Here is a 15066-nt window from a genome sequence, read left to right as displayed (position 1 = left end):
ATATAGGTATTAGAAGTTGGGTCACGTTTTTTTTCGTTGGAATAAAACCATCACGTGGTTATTACGTATGCCCTCTATCATCTAGGTAACTCCAAGGGAAATACCATCAAATCTATTGCAATATGAAACAAGCGAGAAGTCTATTGTTCATTCTATTATTAAGCATCCCAACCTTAAATGCCTTTGCACAATGCCAAGCTGAATTGGCTGTCCTTGGTCAACTGGGAGAGAGCAATGATACCATTTTCATCTGCTCCAATATGACGCTTCAGTTTGAAGACGAATCCTTGTTAGAAGGACTAATTTCTCTTAGAACTTGGGATTTCGGTGACGGAAGTAACGTTGTTGATGGATTGCAGATTCCATTGACGCAGTATGCCTATACCACCCCCGGAACGTACATCATGAAATTGACAGTGGCCTCAATTCTGTGTACACAAATGGTTGCCAAGAGGGTCATTGTTGTTCTAGGACAGCCATCGTATAACCTGTCGGCCTTAGATGCTACCTGTGCCGGAAATTGCGATGGGCAGACAACCGTTTCAGTTTCTGGGCCCAACGCAGGTTTCTACAATTTTATTTGGAGCGATGCGAATGCTCAAGAGACAGCGACAGCTGTTGATCTCTGTCCGGATGACTATTATGTTATGATTTCGGATGATTTCGGTTGTTCTGACGTTACGACCAATACCATTACCGTAGGTGAGCCATCCGTGTTTTCCGCATCTGTCAATACCATCACAATGCCCGATTGTGAGGGAGATGCAACCGGATCGGTTTCGATAAGCACTTCTGGCGGTTCAGGACCATATACGTTTGATATTGGAAACGGTGAACAGGCAAGTAACTTTTTTAGTGGATTGTCAGCAGGCGATTATGTCATTGTGGCGAAAAATTCAAGCGGCTGTGAGGCCACTGTGCCATTTACTATTGGAGAACCATCGGCCATTGAAGGTTCCATTGATGAACTTACCCATGTGGTATGTACCGGAACGTTAACTGGTTCTGTGACCATAACTGCATCGGGCGGAACTTTTCCTTATACATATGACCTAGGATCCGGCCCACAATCAAGCGGTTTTTTTGCTGGTCTTCCGGCCGCTAACTACAGCGTAATTGTGAAGGACGATCACGGCTGCCAGACTACGGTTGGATTTACCATAAATGAACCATCGCTCCTTTCAGCATCCGTTGATTCTTACTCCGATGTCGATTGTAACGGCAATGCAACAGGTTCAGTCGTACTTGTTGGTACTGGTGGAACGGCTCCTTACTCTTACGATATTGGTTTGGGCTCTCAGCCAAGCGGAAATTTCGTTGGACTTACAGCCGGTGACTATTTTTTAACCATTACAGACGCGAACGCTTGCCAGAACGTAATCGGTTTTACCGTCAATGAGCCGCTAATTCTTTCAGCATCGGTGGATGCCAGTTCAGATGCAGATTGCAATGGCAACTTAACCGGTTCAGCCTCGGTAAGTGCCTCTGGCGGAACATCGCCTTACACTTTCGATATTGGCAATGGACCGCAGGCCGATGGCAACTTCTCTGGCCTTTCTGCTGGTTCTTACACGGTGACGATTGTGGATGATCACGGTTGCACTACAACGGTTCCTGTGGTGATCGGTGAACCATCAGCTCTTTCAGCATCGCTGGATGCCAGTTCAGATGCAGATTGCAATGGCAACTCAACGGGTTCAGCCTCGGTAAGTGCCTCTGGAGGAACATCACCTTACATGTTCGATATCGGTTCTGGACCACAGAACGATGGTAACTTCTCTGGACTTTCCGCTGGTTCCTACACGGTAAGCGTCACTGATGATCACGGTTGCACCATAATGGTTCCTGTAGTGATCGGTGAACCAGACATTCTTGCGGTGAATTTCTCATCTGGAGCCAATATTAGCCTTTGTCCTAGCAACGGTTCCACCCAATTGGATGTGGTAATCTCTGGCGGAACAGGTCCTTTTACTTCTGATTGGACAGCATCTCCAGATTTGAACGTAATCAACGTGACATCTGCTGTATTGACACCGACCGAAAGTTCTGTAGAAGCTCAGTATGTAGTAACGGTCACGGATTTCAATGGTTGCAATGCTTCAGATATGATTACCGTTAGTTCAACGTCAAGTTCGTTGCAAGGAACTCTGACAATGGGCAACCTTCCATGCATAGAGTGTTGGGCGTTCATGTACGAATATGACGCGGTCAATCCAGGGGTTTGGAGTCCGATCGATTCGGTGATGACGGATGTTGTCGGATATTACGACTTTGGTCAAGTAGACAATTTCCAAGCTTTTGTCCTAATGGCCAACCCTAATGATGCTTTCTACCCAATGAGCGTAGAGACTTACTATCCAGCCGAGTACGATTGGAACAATGCTGCGGTATTCAATATGTGTGGAAACGATTTTGTGAAGGATATAGCAATGATTGAGCCGATGCTATTCAATGGTTCAAATACACTTTCAGGAACGTTATGGTACGATCCGAGTGGAAAAACGGAGACTGAAGAAGACCCTATTCCGCTCATTGATGTAGTTGTGGAGAAGACCCCACCAGGTCAGGCACAGGGAAGAGTGTCAACTAACACGAATGGTGAGTACGAATTCTCTTTTGTGCCAAGTAGCGATACGACTTACACGATTTTCGTCAACATTCCAGGGGTTCCTGTTACAAACACGTACGAAATTTTGGCAAATTCTGCGGGCCAGGTGTTTGACCACCTCGACTTCTGTGTCAATATAGATTGGACAGAGATTCAAACCTGTCAGGTAGGTGAGGGACTCTCATCTGAGCAAGAGGAGTCCAATGATCTAGGTTTTATGCTCTATCCGAATCCGAGCAACGGAATGTTCGCTATCAATACAGGAAAGTTTGCCGAAACAGATGCTGAGATCCGCATTATGGATACTTCAGGTCGGTTAGTGTTCATTAAACAGTATGAGCAGATACCTTATGTGGTGAACATGGTTAATATGGCCGAAGGTTATTACATCGTTCAGATCATGAATGGTAATGCAAGCGATTCATCGCCTATCAGCGTTATGCGATATTAAGGGAAAGATCAAACTGTGTTCCTGTTGGGGTTCTTACATTTGACCACATGGGAACCATCATTTCAAAGATCATTTTCTTTTTCAGCGGCTGGACAATGGATAAGGACATTCCTGCCGATGTGCAACGCTGCGTCATCATCGCATCGCCACATACCAGCAATTGGGATCTGGTTCATGCACGTTCAGCCTTCTATCTGATGGGTATTCCACTTCGGTTTACCATTAAAAAGGAATGGTTCCGACCTCCATTCGGATGGCTCACCAAAGCTATGGGCGGATTGGCCATTGACAGAACACCGAAAGAACCGGGTGCGGAGCGCAAAAGCATGACCGAGGCAATGGCAGATCTTTTCAAAGAACACCAGACCTTGGCCATGATGGTGACACCCGAAGGAACGCGTGCATTGCGAACTGAATGGAGAATGGGCTTCTACCATGTGGCGGTAGCTGCTGGAGTTCCAATCGCGTTGGGTTATTTGGATTACAAGCGGAAACACGCAGGCGTTGGCCCCATTATTCATCCAAGTGGAGATATGGATGCCGATCTACGTAAGATCATGGCGTTCTACAAAGACATCGCTCCAAAGCACCCAGAGAAATTCTCGGTAGATCTGCGCTACGATTAGATCACGAAACGGCTTTCATTTTGCTTGCCACATAAATGGCAATGATGGATGAAGTAATGGCCAAATAGCCGACCAGATTGTAATCCTGCAATTCTCCTGTAGCCGATTTTACTACGATCATACCTGCCACATAACTGGCCACGCCAGCACCGAGTTGTTGTATACTCGAATTGACGCTCATAAAACCGCCACGTCTTTCTGGTCTGACGGAAGAAGTGATCATGGTCATGGCCGGAATAATGCGCCCCGAAATGACGATGAACATGATGCTCGTAATAACCAGAACAGCTACGAGTTGGAGTTTGGGTAGGTTGGTTATCACCCAAAGTGGAATGAGGGAAAGAAGTGTCACGATGGTGAAGAATCGAAGCTGTCCGAACTTATCCGCCCATCGGCCAAAAAGGGGAGAAGAAAAAAGCGTGCACACGCCTCCGGCCAAATAGATGTATGCTACTTGCCCTTCAGAGAATCCAACATTTGAAACCATGTAAGGTGCAATGAATGTGATGACAGAGAACTGTCCGAGCATCAACAGCACAATGAAAACATGGGCTGTAAGTTGGTTGCTGTCTGCCATCATAGTCTGAAAAATAACCTTCGGACTTTGGGTTGATTGAAGCAAATGTTCGCGCACATTCGGAACCATCATTACGTTCAATACAAGAATTGGAAGCCCTACAATTCCAAGAAAGAGGAATGGTGCCTGCCAGCCGAATTTGGTTGCTAGAAATAGACCGAAAGGCACACCGAAAACCGAAGCAGCAGAGAATGCAGCCATGATGGTTCCCATCGTTTCAGATCGCTTGGACATGGGTGTAAGGTCTCCAACAATGGAAAGTACCGTAGCTCCCAGCAATCCACCAAATGAACCGGTCAGGCATCGAGAAATGAGGAGCATGTGGTATGAATCGGAGAACGCGCAAGCAAAAGTTCCCAATAAGAAACCGATGTAAAGGAAAATCAGGGCGTGTTTGCGGTCAAATCGGTCCATGAAAAACGAACCGAACAACCCTACAATTCCTGCGCTGAACGTGTACGCAGCCACCAACAGGCCGAATTCCTTTGGAGAAATGTTCCAAACCCGTTCGAGGTGTGCACCCAGCGGCATCATGATCATAAAGTCCATGATATGCGTGAACTTGATGAACGCAAGAAGGTAGGTAAGCTGTTTGGTCATTGACTAAAAACGGGCGCAAATGTCAGCAATCATTCGTAACCATGGTTGTAACTATTTGTTTTCGCAAGACGTCTTAATAGCAAACACGCCAGTTATGAAACATCAGATCACCATTCTTTCGTTGCTCATTTGCTCAATGGCCTTCGGGCAATCACGTCAATCTGATTATCATCGCGACTCCAGGGCAGCGCCTCCTTCGGGGTTTTACATCAACCAGTTGACCACCGTCACAACCGCTCTGCTCGATTCCATCATTGTGGGAGGCTGTGTGCAGGTTTCCAACTTTCAGTTTCATGGCCCAGCAAGTGCTTTTGGAATCTTCATCGATAGCGTGAATGCCATTGGCATGAACGGTGGAGTTCTGCTCACCTCTGGCATGGCTAGTACTGCTTTAGGACCAGATAATGCAAATTCTATGGGTTCAAATCAAAATGGTTCTGGTTATGTTGACTTGACAACTCTTGCCGGCTTTCAATCCTTCGATGCCGTTTGGATTGAGTTTGACTTCACCCCATTTGCAGATACCATCTTCGCTTCAGATTTCGTATTCGGATCGGAGGAATATCCAGAATATGTTCAATCTGGATATAATGACGCTTTCGGATTCTTTATTTCTGGACCAGGAATTTCAGGGCCGTATTCAAATGGAGCAGAGAACATTGCTCTGATTCCTAACGCGAACATTCCGATCACAATTAACAATGTAAACAACGGATATAGCCCTACTGAACCGACCACTGGTCCCTGCACAAACTGCCAGTATTATGTCGATAATTCGAACGGGCCTTATGTTCAATATGACGCGTTCACTACCGTGATGAACCTTGAGTATCCAGTTACACCTGGAGAAACATATCATTTTGTGATTGCTGTTGCGGACATTGGAGATGGAGTTTTGGATTCAGGCGTATTCATCGAATCTCAAAGTTTCTGCGGAAACACGTGGTTTCAATATGCACAGTTTGTGGCGCAGCCTCAGGGAGGCTATGAATATGGGTTTCAGAACCAGTCATTTCAGGCCGATTCCTATTTCTGGGATTTTGGTGATGGGATGACAAGCGAGGATGAGAATCCAACACATACCTATGCTGAACCTGGTGAGTATGAGGTAACGCTCACTTGTAGCAACCATTGTTTTGATACAGCCACCGCTGTCCTGCTGAATGTTGGAACCGTGACTGGGATGGAAGAACTTGTCAAGGTTGATGCGTATGTGCGAAACATCGGTTCGGATGCTATCATGCTCAATTGCGAACTACCTTTATCGTCTAATGTAAAGCTGAGCATTTTTGACATGTCTGGTCGAATCCATTGGAGCGAGCAGGTGGGAACGACCACCAAATTCACCAAAACGGTTGATATCTCTTCGCTCCGTTCAGGAATCTATCTGATGCGTATCGATGCGGGAAATTCCTCAAAAGTGATTCGGTTTGCCAAAATGTAAAAGGGCGAACCTTTTCAGATTCGCCCTCATCCTCATCAACCAGCTCCACTTACTTTTTCATCTCATCTTCAATCATTCCAAAGAACTGATCCAACTTTGGCATGATCACGATTCGTGTTCTACGGTTTGCTGCGCGACCTTCTTTAGAACTGTTATCCATGATGGGTACAAATTCGGCACGACCAGCGGCTGTGATTCTTTCTGGAGCGATTTTGAAATCATTCTGTAGAATTCGCACCAACGAAGTTGATCGTTTTACGCTCAGATCCCAGTTATCCTGCAGTTCGCCTCGGTTAAACGGAACGTTGTCCGTATGACCTTCAACCATTACATCCAACCACGGTTTTGATGATAAGATGGTGGCCACTTTGCCAAGGACAGATTTTGCGTTGGAATTGATGGCATAACTACCACTTTTGAATAGGAACTTGTCCGAAATAGACACGAAAACCACACCTTTTTCAACCTTCACAGTGATGTCATCATCATACAGATTTCCGAGTGCACCTTTGATGCTTGTAACAAGCGCAATGGTCACCGAGTCTTTTCGGTTCATTGCCTGATTCAAAGTTTTGATGCGCAGATCCTGCTCGTTGATCTTTTCCAACGATTTCTCTAGGTTGGTAGCTCCTTTTGCAGAAAGCATGGTCATATCACCGATGTTGTTGATCAGTTGGTCGTTTTGTGAGCGGAGATAATCCAACGAACTTTCTGCCGATTTGAGAGCGGATTGACAGGAAAGCAATTCTCGTTGAGTGCGGGCCAGATCGGATAGATTTTTCTCATGCAGATCCTTCAAGGCAGAAAGTTCGCCACCTTGCTTTGTAAACTTCTTGTTAGAAACACAGCTGCTCAACAAGAGGGCTGATAAACTGAACACTATTACTTTTTTCATTTTAAGGTTAAAACATTAATTAATGGCGCAAAAGTAGATGGCTGCTTTATGGCCGGAATTAAAATGTGATGAAAATTGAATTGGCTATAATTCAGGATTTTGAGCACAATAAAAGCCGAACCATGAATATGGTTCGGCTTATGAAAATGAATCTATAGGAAGTTTATTTCGCTTCTTTCAGACCTTCTTCAATCATTCCGTAGAACTGATCCAATTTTGGAAGGATGATAATGCGCGTTCTGCGGTTAGCAGCACGGCCTTCGGCAGAGTCGTTGTCTGTAATTGGAACGTATTCCGCACGTCCAGCAGCGGTCATTCTTGCTGGGTCTATATTGAAATCTTTCTGCAATACTCGGACGATTGAAGTTGCACGCTTGGTGCTTAGATCCCAGTTGTCTTCCAGATCGCCTTTTCGGAAAGAAACGTTGTCTGTGTGTCCTTCGATCATCACCTCAAAATCAGCTTTTGCAACAAGAATCTTGGCAACTTTTGCCAATACATCCATGGCGCCACTGTTCAATTTAAAGCTTCCGCTCTTGAAGAGGAATTTATCTGAGATGGAAACGAAAACAGCTCCTTTATCAACCTTGATCTGAATATCTTCATCACTTAGATCTCCAATTGCACCTTTGATGCTGGTAACAAGCGCAAAGGTCACCGAATCCTTTCGGTCCATGGCATCTTGTAGCGTTCTGATCTGCTTGTCTTTCTCGTTGATCTTCTCTAACGATTTTTCCAAGTTCTCTGCTTCTTTCTTAGAAAGTGTGGCCATTTCGCCCATGTTGCCGATCAGCTTATCGTTCTGAGAACGAAGACGCGCCAACTCCAAACTATCGCGCTCAAGTTGTTTTTTCAACGAGATCAACTCGCGTTGCGTGCGGCCAAGGTCATTTTGGTTCTTTTCATACATGTCTTTCAGGCCGACATATTGGTCGCTGAGAGCCGTGTGTTTTTTGGTAGAAACGCAGCTGCTAAGTAGCAGTACGGAGATTGCAAGAATTGCTATTTGTTTCATAATCGAGTTAACGTGTTTAGTGACTGCGAAATTATACAGCAGAGATTCCTTCTCTGCTAGAAGAGGATAATAATTTCAACTAAGATGTGTGTACAACCGCGGTTTAGACCTGTGCGGTTAGCCACTCTTCCTTCTCTTTGATCGAAGCTTCAATATCTTCCAATCTCCCTTTCGGAATGGCCGCAATCAGCTTCTTGGTGTACTCCGTTTGAGGATTCGAATAGATCTGGTCGGCATCGCCCATTTCTTCCACCACGCCTTTGTTCATTACCACCATGCGGTCGCTCATGAATTTCACCACCGAAAGGTCGTGAGAGATGAAAATGTAAGTGAAATCGAAATCGCGTTTCAGTTCGTTCAGAAGGTTCAGAACCTGCGCCTGAACAGACACATCTAATGCCGATACAGACTCATCGCAAATGATGAACTGCGGACGTAACGCCAAGGCACGTGCAATACAGATCCGTTGGCGCTGACCGCCTGAGAATTCGTGTGGATAACGGTAAAAATGTTCTGGAAGCAGGTTTACGCGCTCCAATAATTCGAGCACTTTATCCTTCCGTTCCTTATCGTTTGCATACAGTTTATGCACTTGCATCGGTTCCATTATCGCATCGCCAACCGTAATTCGTGGGTTGAGCGAAGAATACGGATCCTGAAAGATGATCTGAATGTCTTTTCGGATCTCGGTCAGTTCGCTCGTGGTCATCGAGTGCAGCGGCTTTCCTTTAAAGATCACTTCGCCACCGGTTGGATCAACTAGCCGGAGCACCGTTCTGCCAAGCGTGGTTTTTCCACAACCAGATTCACCAACAAGGCCAAGCGTTTCGCCAGGATAAACATCAAACGTTACGTCATCCACGGCTTTTACTTCTTCTGTCACTTTTCCGAAGAAATTCTTCTTGAGAGGAAAGTATGTTTTAAGGTTTTTGATCTGAAGAATAGGTTCTTTGGCGTACAAATCCTTGTGCGCTTTTTCGCGTTCTGCAGGTGTTTGAATTTCCTTTTGAGTGGCTTCGGTTACGGTCTGGGCAATTTCCTCAATGTTTCCTGCATCATCCAATTTCATGAAATCGGACACGATCGGAAGCCGTTTCAACCGCACATCCAAAGGTGGACGACAGGCCAACAATCCTTTGGTGTAAGGATGCTGCGGATTGCTGAAGATCTCCAAAACAGGCCCTTGCTCCACAATTTTGCCCTTGTACATCACCACAACTTTATCGGCCAATTCGGCAATTACGCCCAAGTCGTGCGTAATGAACATGATGCCCATATCGTGCTCACGCTGAAGTTTGAGCATCAGGTCGAGAATCGTTTGCTGAACAGTAACGTCCAAAGCAGTGGTCGGCTCATCGGCAATCAGAATGCTCGGATTGCAACTCATGGCCATCGCGATCATTACGCGTTGCTTCTGACCACCAGAGATCTGATGCGGATATTGATCAAAAATGGCTTCTGGACGCGGTAACTGAACTTCTTTGAAAAGCGCGATGGTTTTCTCTTTCGCCTCTTTCTTGCTCACTTTCTGATGAAGCAGAATGGCTTCCATCACTTGATCACCGCAGGTAAAAACGGGATTCAGCGATGTCATCGGTTCTTGAAAGATCATGGCAATGTCGTTGCCACGAATGGAGCGCATTTCCTTCTCGCTGATCTTTACAAGGTCAACGGTAGAATTCGCATCCTTGTGAAATAGAATTTCTCCGCCCGAAATGGTTCCTGGAGGATTTGGGATCAGACGCATAACCGAAAGCGATGTGACCGATTTTCCAGAACCAGACTCGCCCACAATTCCGATGGTTTCGCCACGATTGAGCGTAAAACTCACATCGTTAACGGCTTTCAGCACTTTTCCATCCGTTCGGAATTCCGTAACGAGGTTCTTTATTTCCAGCAATTTTCTATCAGACATGCGCGTAGTTGATCAGTAGTCAAAATTATAAATTGTGAGGGAGAGCTTGGGCTGCCCGAATTCGATGCTCTCATCAGCCAAGGTGAATTCCACTTCGGTACCCGAACTGTTGTCTTTCCAAACAAGAAATCCGCCATCCAATTGCACTTCGCCAAAGCTTGCGTTGTAGCGCTCTACCAGCTTGTTCTCAAATGTGTTCAGACTTGCCGAATCTGGAAAGAACATATCTGCCTGAACGGAGTACAGCTTTTCTTGATCGAATTCATAATGCACAGTGAGCTCAGAGTCCCCAGCTTTGAATTCACAGTTCAGCACGCCTTCTTCTGTAGGAACAGGATGGTCTGTAGCCGCATTCTTCAATACTTGCTGGTATTTATCGCCAATGGTGTTTCCTCTAAAATGGCTGTTGGCAGGACCAACCACGGGAGTCAGCACATCCGTTTCAGATCCGCAAGCGAACAGCGTTATGGAAATGATGGTGTAAATAAGTGCTCTCATGTGTCCACAATTTGGTCTTCGTTCAAAATATCTTCTCCACGGAAACGCAATAGTAACTGCGCCACAGCCAAGGTATCGCGTTTGCAGTATTGTTCAATGCGTTCGAGGTCATTCTCCTCATAATAGACCCGCGCCACGTCCTTTCCTTCAATATCTGTTTTTGGAGTTGGAACATCTAGTACATGCGCCAACAATTTCAGCGAAGTATAGCTTTTCCAATCCCCGAATTTCCACATTTCCATGGTGTCCAAGTGCTGCACTTCCCAAGGTTTTTTGCCCACCATGTTCAGTATTTTCGGAATAGGAATACGGTTTATGATCATTCTGCGCGCCAAAAACGGAAAGTCGAATTCCTTCCCATTGTGCCCACAAAGCAAATTGTCTGGTCTACTGAAATGGTTATTCAGCATGGCAGCGAATTCATTCAAAAGCAGCTTTTCATCATCTCCATAAAAGGAGCGCAATCGAAATTCGCGTTTGCCGCCTTCCCTCAGGTTAAAAACACCGACCGAAATACAGATGATCTTTCCGAATTCGGCATAAATACCTGCCCGCTCGTACATCTCTTCGCCTGTCTGTTCTTGCTTCGAAAGCTTGCCTGCTTTGTCGTCCCAAAGCGTAGCGGTCGTTTCGTCCAGCTGCATGTAATCTGCAAACTGAGGCACGGTCTCAATATCGAGAAACAGGATTTTCGTAAGGTCAAGATTCAATAGCATGATCAGCGGATCAAAATTCCAGGTCGGCCTATCAAAGGTATTTGAATGAGGTTGTCTTCAACAACGCTATCTGGAACAAAAATGTATTTACGGTCATGGATTGCTCCATCTATGTAGAAAGTGAGCATGTATTGGTTATTCAAACCGAAAACCTCTGGAATGATTACCTCCACTTTTTGAAATGCGCTCGGTTCCAATTCGTCAAAGAAATGGCGCAATGTGGACGTTTTTATTTCCTCATTATTGATTGTTCCGAATCCTTTAGAAACCACAATGATGTTCTTGATCGCTTCCTCTTTGCTGTTGATCAGGTAAACGCCCCAAGCGGCATCTTCACCATCGGTTTCTTTGACAACAGCCATCGAAACGCCTTCTACTTTTGGTATATGAATGTCTTTTCTCACTTATTGCAAACGTATTTAAAAATGGCCATTTCGTTCAGTGCTTTGTATGAAATGTAGTGCGCACTACAACAATGAAGACAAAGAGAGGTTAATTTGGTTGCTGATATGAAATTCTCCGCTGCATTTCTGTTTTTCTTGTTCCCGTTTATCGGGTTCGGTCAATCGCCACATCCTATTTTGAAATCCTTTGATGCCATTAAGCAACCGAACGGAATTCTTTTGCGCTGGGTGATTAAGGGCGGAAATCAGTGCGAAGGCACCAAGTTGTTCCGGTCCGATGATTCGTTTCAGTTCCAACAGATAAAGCACATTCCCGGAATCTGTGGCAGTTTTACTGAGAACGAAACCTATTCCTTTTTCGATTCGGTTCCGGTTCCAAACATTTACAACCATTACAAGTTGGAATTGGGATTTCAAGGGTTTACTGATACCATCTCGGCATTTTTCGAAGATTTCGGAAGAGCAAACCATATCGTGCTCACGGACCATCAGACCAATTCTTATCGAATTCTATTCAGCAACGATCAGAAATCGGAGGCTTTGCTACAGGTGTTTGATCAAATGGGAAATGAGCTTTACAGCGCTACAGGGACCAACAGCGATTTCAGCATACAACCAAGCGGATGGAGGTCTGGGGTTTATATTTTCCGAATTACCGGTTTGCCTGAAACAGATATTCAAGGAAAGATCTATTTTTCCCATCAATGAGAGCTTTCGCGTTTTTGAGTTTGGTTTTGATGTTTGCCGGCTGCACGAAAAAGACAGACGTGTTCATGTTCGATTGTGTAGTATTTGATGAGAAGGTGAACGCAGCGGTGGAAGGCGCCAGCGTGGTGATGAAGGTGCAGAATGCTGCCGGTGGCTTTAATCCAACGTATGTTGTGGTTGGTTCAGCCGTTACAGATGCCAGCGGTCGCTTTTATATTGAAGTGGACAAGGATGTTTATTATTCGTATCGTGTGGAGGTTTTTCATCCAAATCATTTCGGTGGAACTTTCGATATCAATCCAGACAATGTTCCCTTCAGCACGGCCTATTCTGCTACGTTCAATATAGAACCTAAAGCATGGGTTGCTACGCATCTTGTCAATCAGAACAGTTCGCAAACCGTATCGTATGCGGTTGATGCGGAAACGGACGCGTGCACCAGCTGTTGTTCTTCTACCCTTAAGTTTATTCAGGGAAGTGCGGTAGACACGGTCTTTACCTGTTTGGTCTATGGCGAGCAGCAGGTTCAAATAACGGGTAGTTATGTCGATCAGAACGGTGGCGTCCATCAAGTGGCTGAATCTGCTTTTGCCTCTGCTTTTGATACGAGTACGGTAATGATAATTTATTAGTACTCAGTCTTCTGCGTGTTATCTTTGCGCCATGAGCGAAACAACCCCTATCAAAATCGGAGATTACGATCCTGATTTTATTCCACCATCGGTAGATTTTGTAGAAAAGATGACGGCCCTTGGCCGAGCCTATTTTGAACCACAGTTTTTCGGTTTCGAAAATGTGGATAAGGATAAGCCTGCGATGTATGTGACCAACCATAACGTGTTGGGTGTGCTTGATGGAACGCTTTGGGCAGCTCAGATGTATATGGAAAAAGGCATTTTCTGCCGATCATTGGTAGATGATCTTCATTATATGATGCCGGGCTGGCGCGATCTGGCCACCAAAGTGGGTTTTGTGCGCGGTAGCCGCGAGAATTGTGCTGCAATGATGGAGCATGGTGAACACATCATGGTCTATCCGGGAGGTGGACGCGAAACCTGTAAGCGAAAGGGAGAGAAGTATAAGCTTACTTGGAAGAAGCGGACGGGATTTGCGCGCATGGCCATCGAAAATGGATATGACATCATAACCGTAGCGCAAGTGGGCCAAGAAGATGCTTACGATATTGTGATGGACGGAGACGAACTGATGGAATCGAAGTTTGGTGAGTGGCTGCGCGAGAAGGGAATTGCCGAAAAGTATCTGAAGGATGGCGAGACCATGTTCCCAATTGCCCGTGGCATTGGACCAACGTTCATTCCACGTCCCGAAAAGCAGTATTACGCCTTCGGTCAGCGTATTTCAACCAAAGAATACCAAGGTAGAACAGACGAGGAATCGCTGTGGGAACTTCGCGAACGCGTAGAACTTCAATTGGAATTGGACATCACCAAAATGCGGATTCAGAAATTGCAGGATGGCGATGGAGGTTGGTTGCGCAGTCTGCTTAATCGGCTTTAGGTCAATGATCTCGAACCTGTAGTTGGTTTTCTATATCCGAATTGTGTTCTGAGGCAAACAGGGGAAAATCAATTTTGCTTGATCGGAAATACCTGAAACTGAAGTTTGGGAAAGAGATCGTGTCCGACCGCTATGATGGACGGCACATTCTTGAAAAAGGTAAATCCTGCACCGTTTCTAAAGGTGACCTCGCCATTGCATTGCACCGAATAGTAAGCTACTTTCTTAAGCATGGTATAAGGGTCTGCCAGCGGTGTAATCAGGAAAACATCTGCTTGGTCGGTGCCATTTGGTGTTCTGCAAAAACCAGTGATATACAATCCCGTTGCGTCCTCGGTGAGTTGCAGGTTCTGGTAACTACCATAACTGCGGTCTGTCCAGTCCTTGCGTATCGCTTCGCGACTGTCCCAACTTGTCCAAGGTTCAAAGTTGAAGCCTTCGGCATGGGGGTCGAGTCCATTGGAAACATAAAAGTCGATGGTGGTACAATCCCAGCTCCCCACGGCCAATACAAAGTGGTCTTTCCGTTTGATGAGTGCAACCGCACCAGCTGTGCTGCGCTTGCTTTCCCCTTTTCGGTTTAATGTGAAAACCGGTGGGGATGACAGGTTCTTGAAGGACGACACATCGATGAGTTGTATCACCGATTCGCGTTTCCCAACGGGGTCTTCGATCCCGATGGCCAACCAGTTGCCTGCTATTTGGAAACCTCCGGCATGATTGAAAGGCTTCTTGCCCAGTTTCTTTATGCCTAAAAACCGAAATTCCTCTCCGAGTTTTTGGAACAATGCGAGGTAAGCGAAGCTAGAAGAGCTTCCTGAAACAATAAGTGTTTCATTTAAGAGCTGGATGCCCTGAAGATGTCCGCCTGCCAATTCGTCTTGATCCGGGACACTCACCTGAAAAGCCCTTGCTTCTGATTGTAGCGTTTCCTTGGCGTTCGGAATTGGTTGCGAATGTGCGTTCTGTTGCGTTACCAGGCTAATCGCAACAACAGCAATGATGATGGAGATGAAAGAAAATCTTACAGGATACATGAATTTTTGCACACGCTCAAAGATGAGCATCTTTCTTATTTTTAGCGTCTTCAC

14 protein-coding genes are annotated in these 15066 nt (G+C 45.6%); 6 read left to right on the top strand and 8 right to left on the bottom strand.

The window, feature by feature from the left end:
- Nucleotides 1-122 precede the first annotated feature (122 nt).
- Both K9J17_09215 and K9J17_09210 read left to right on the top strand, forming a co-directional pair.
- Complete coding sequence (locus K9J17_09215; GenBank protein MCF8276901.1) at nt 123-3059, top strand: T9SS type A sorting domain-containing protein; 2937 nt, start codon at nt 123-125, stop codon at nt 3057-3059.
- Between the two features lie 47 nt (nt 3060-3106).
- Nucleotides 3107-3685 carry a 1-acyl-sn-glycerol-3-phosphate acyltransferase gene (locus K9J17_09210; protein MCF8276900.1) on the top strand — a complete coding sequence of 193 codons (579 nt, stop codon included), beginning with the start codon at nt 3107-3109 and terminating at the stop codon, nt 3683-3685.
- A gap of 1 nt (nt 3686) precedes the next feature.
- On the opposite strand, the gene K9J17_09205 is transcribed toward K9J17_09210, so the two are convergent.
- The gene (locus K9J17_09205) at nt 3687-4862 is read right to left on the bottom strand and encodes an MFS transporter (GenBank protein ID MCF8276899.1); all 1176 of its coding nucleotides are present in this window, start codon (nt 4860-4862) and stop codon (nt 3687-3689) included.
- 94 nt (nt 4863-4956) lie between these two features.
- Here K9J17_09205 and K9J17_09200 point away from each other — a divergent pair, with 94 nt between their 5' ends.
- Nucleotides 4957-6306, top strand: a complete 1350-nt coding sequence (locus K9J17_09200) for a choice-of-anchor L domain-containing protein (GenBank protein MCF8276898.1) — start codon at nt 4957-4959, stop codon at nt 6304-6306.
- Nucleotides 6307-6355: 49 nt separating this feature from the next.
- Here K9J17_09200 and K9J17_09195 read toward each other — a convergent pair whose 3' ends face one another.
- The 6 genes from K9J17_09195 to K9J17_09170 form a co-directional block, all read right to left on the bottom strand.
- Complete coding sequence (locus tag K9J17_09195) at nt 6356-7201, bottom strand: OmpA family protein (GenBank protein ID MCF8276897.1); 846 nt, start codon at nt 7199-7201, stop codon at nt 6356-6358.
- Nucleotides 7202-7364: 163 nt separating this feature from the next.
- On the bottom strand, nt 7365-8216 hold the full coding sequence (locus tag K9J17_09190) for an OmpA family protein (protein ID MCF8276896.1): 852 nt from the start codon (nt 8214-8216) through the stop codon (nt 7365-7367).
- A gap of 103 nt (nt 8217-8319) precedes the next feature.
- On the bottom strand, nt 8320-10131 hold the full coding sequence (locus K9J17_09185; GenBank protein ID MCF8276895.1) for an ABC transporter ATP-binding protein: 1812 nt from the start codon (nt 10129-10131) through the stop codon (nt 8320-8322).
- Between the two features lie 12 nt (nt 10132-10143).
- Entirely contained in the window at nt 10144-10629 is a 486-nt protein-coding gene (locus K9J17_09180; GenBank protein MCF8276894.1) for a hypothetical protein, read from the bottom strand.
- Nucleotides 10626-11345 (bottom strand): 3'-5' exonuclease, encoded by a 720-nt coding sequence (locus tag K9J17_09175; protein ID MCF8276893.1) that lies wholly within the window; start codon nt 11343-11345, stop codon nt 10626-10628. Before K9J17_09175 ends, K9J17_09180 begins: the two co-directional genes overlap by 4 nt.
- 2 nt (nt 11346-11347) lie before the next feature.
- The gene (locus K9J17_09170) at nt 11348-11749 is read right to left on the bottom strand and encodes a hypothetical protein (protein MCF8276892.1); all 402 of its coding nucleotides are present in this window, start codon (nt 11747-11749) and stop codon (nt 11348-11350) included.
- A gap of 105 nt (nt 11750-11854) precedes the next feature.
- Here K9J17_09170 and K9J17_09165 point away from each other — a divergent pair, with 105 nt between their 5' ends.
- Genes K9J17_09165 through K9J17_09155 form a run of 3 tightly spaced genes read left to right on the top strand, consistent with a single transcriptional unit; the run spans nt 11855 to nt 13975 of the window.
- Nucleotides 11855-12457: a T9SS type A sorting domain-containing protein gene (locus tag K9J17_09165; protein ID MCF8276891.1), complete on the top strand. Its 603-nt coding sequence runs from the start codon at nt 11855-11857 to the stop codon at nt 12455-12457.
- Nucleotides 12458-12486: 29 nt separating this feature from the next.
- A complete protein-coding gene (locus K9J17_09160) occupies nt 12487-13089 on the top strand; it encodes a hypothetical protein (GenBank protein MCF8276890.1) in 603 nt (200 codons plus the stop codon).
- A 31-nt stretch (nt 13090-13120) separates the two neighbouring features.
- Nucleotides 13121-13975, top strand: a complete 855-nt coding sequence (locus K9J17_09155) for an acyltransferase family protein (GenBank protein MCF8276889.1) — start codon at nt 13121-13123, stop codon at nt 13973-13975.
- Nucleotides 13976-14043: 68 nt separating this feature from the next.
- Here K9J17_09155 and K9J17_09150 read toward each other — a convergent pair whose 3' ends face one another.
- Nucleotides 14044-15042 (bottom strand): hypothetical protein, encoded by a 999-nt coding sequence (locus K9J17_09150; protein MCF8276888.1) that lies wholly within the window; start codon nt 15040-15042, stop codon nt 14044-14046.
- Nucleotides 15043-15066: the final 24 nt, after the last annotated feature.

Source organism: Flavobacteriales bacterium (assembly GCA_021739695.1).
Taxonomy (GTDB): domain Bacteria; phylum Bacteroidota; class Bacteroidia; order UBA10329; family UBA10329; genus UBA10329.
This window is presented reverse-complemented; position numbering and strand designations above follow the sequence as displayed.

Excerpts from the sequence above, each read along its gene's own strand:
- K9J17_09215 (MCF8276901.1), top strand. The coding sequence starts at position 123 with ATGAAACAAGCGAGAAGTCTATTGTTCATTCTATTATTAAGCATCCCA.
- K9J17_09210 (MCF8276900.1), top strand. The coding sequence starts at position 3,107 with ATGGGAACCATCATTTCAAAGATCATTTTCTTTTTCAGCGGCTGGACA.
- K9J17_09205 (MCF8276899.1), bottom strand. The coding sequence starts at position 4,862 with ATGACCAAACAGCTTACCTACCTTCTTGCGTTCATCAAGTTCACGCAT.
- K9J17_09200 (MCF8276898.1), top strand. The coding sequence starts at position 4,957 with ATGAAACATCAGATCACCATTCTTTCGTTGCTCATTTGCTCAATGGCC.
- K9J17_09195 (MCF8276897.1), bottom strand. The coding sequence starts at position 7,201 with ATGAAAAAAGTAATAGTGTTCAGTTTATCAGCCCTCTTGTTGAGCAGC.
- K9J17_09190 (MCF8276896.1), bottom strand. The coding sequence starts at position 8,216 with ATGAAACAAATAGCAATTCTTGCAATCTCCGTACTGCTACTTAGCAGC.
- K9J17_09185 (MCF8276895.1), bottom strand. The coding sequence starts at position 10,131 with ATGTCTGATAGAAAATTGCTGGAAATAAAGAACCTCGTTACGGAATTC.
- K9J17_09180 (MCF8276894.1), bottom strand. The coding sequence starts at position 10,629 with ATGAGAGCACTTATTTACACCATCATTTCCATAACGCTGTTCGCTTGC.
- K9J17_09175 (MCF8276893.1), bottom strand. The coding sequence starts at position 11,345 with ATGCTATTGAATCTTGACCTTACGAAAATCCTGTTTCTCGATATTGAG.
- K9J17_09165 (MCF8276891.1), top strand. The coding sequence starts at position 11,855 with ATGAAATTCTCCGCTGCATTTCTGTTTTTCTTGTTCCCGTTTATCGGG.
- K9J17_09160 (MCF8276890.1), top strand. The coding sequence starts at position 12,487 with ATGTTTGCCGGCTGCACGAAAAAGACAGACGTGTTCATGTTCGATTGT.
- K9J17_09155 (MCF8276889.1), top strand. The coding sequence starts at position 13,121 with ATGAGCGAAACAACCCCTATCAAAATCGGAGATTACGATCCTGATTTT.
- K9J17_09150 (MCF8276888.1), bottom strand. The coding sequence starts at position 15,042 with ATGCTCATCTTTGAGCGTGTGCAAAAATTCATGTATCCTGTAAGATTT.